This window comes from Streptomyces sp. RP5T (genome assembly GCF_003933965.1).
Taxonomy (GTDB): domain Bacteria; phylum Actinomycetota; class Actinomycetes; order Streptomycetales; family Streptomycetaceae; genus Streptomyces.
In genome coordinates, this window is record NZ_RSAJ01001122.1 from 1 (window position 1) to 1,199 (window position 1,199).

The 1,199-nt window shown below is 71.2% G+C and carries 1 protein-coding gene; it reads left to right on the forward strand.

Translation table 11 applies throughout. The annotated features are described in order from the left end of the window. Positions 1 to 57: 57 nt before the first annotated feature. Positions 58 to 1,197: an arabinogalactan endo-1,4-beta-galactosidase gene (locus EHS43_RS44885; RefSeq protein WP_125196091.1), complete on the forward strand. Its 1,140-nt coding sequence runs from the start codon at positions 58 to 60 to the stop codon at positions 1,195 to 1,197. The last annotated feature ends 2 nt before the right edge of the window (positions 1,198 to 1,199 follow it).

The window sequence follows — 1,199 nt, forward strand, 5'->3', positions numbered from 1 at the left end:
GACCGGGCCACCGCAGTGCCGGTGCCCCCGTGACCGTCCGCGAAAGGACCCCTTGAGATGCGCAGACGCAGTGTTCTCACCGCCGCCGGAGCCGCCGCGCTGGCCGTTCCCGTACTCGGGGCGGCACCGGCGGTCGCCGCACCTTCCGCGGCCCGGCGGGACTGTCTGGACATCCGGGGCGTGGACATCTCCTCGCTGCCCAAGAACGAGGACCAGGGCGTGGTCTACCGCACCGCCGACGGCCACCGCGCGGACCCGGTCCGACTGATCGCCCAGGCCGGCGTCACGCACGCCCGCCTCAAGGTGTGGGTGAACCCGGCCGACGGCTACAACACCAAGGCGCGCATCCTGCCGCTGGCCCGTCGCCTCAAGCGGGCCGGGGTGGGCATCTGGATCGACTTCCACTACTCCGACAGCTGGGCCGACCCGGCGCACCAGACCAAGCCGGCCGCCTGGGCGGGCCTGGACGTGGCGGGTCTGGCGAGGGCGGTGTACGACCACACGGCCGATGTCCTCGGCGCGCTGAAGCGGCAGGGCACTCCGGCCCAACTGGTGCAGATCGGCAACGAGTTGAACGGCGGCCTGATCTGGCCCGAGGGCAACTGGGAGCACTTCGACAACATGACCGCCTTCCTCAAGGCCGGTCTGAGCGCGGCCCGCGACACCACCCCGCGGGTCCGCACGATCCTGCACCTGGCCAACGGCGGCGACAACGGGCTGTACCGCTGGTGGTTCGACAACGTGGTGTCGTACGGCGTCGACTTCGACATCATCGGGCTCTCCTACTACCCCTTCTGGCACGGCCCGATCGCGGACGCGGCGGCCAACATGGCCGACGTCACCGCGCGTTACGGCAAGCCGTGCGTGATCGCCGAGACGGCGTACCCGTTCACGCTGGAGAGCGAGGACGACGTCAACGACATCATGAACAGCCCCTCGCAGCTCACCGACGGTTTCCCCGCCACCCCCGAAGGCCAGGCCGCGTGGCTGCGCACGGTGGCCGACCTCGCCGCCGGGGTCCCGGGCGGGCAGGGCCTCGGCTACTGCTACTGGGAGGGCCTGTGGACCTACCGAGCGGGCAGCGGCTGGGACCCGACGGCCCCGACCTCGGGCAACGCGTGGGAGAACCTGGCCCTCTTCGACTTCGAGGACAGGGCGCTGCCGGGGTTGCGGACGTTGGGGCGTTATCGGTCGTAGGG

Excerpts from the sequence above, each read along its gene's own strand:
- EHS43_RS44885 (WP_125196091.1), top strand. The coding sequence starts at position 58 with ATGCGCAGACGCAGTGTTCTCACCGCCGCCGGAGCCGCCGCGCTGGCC.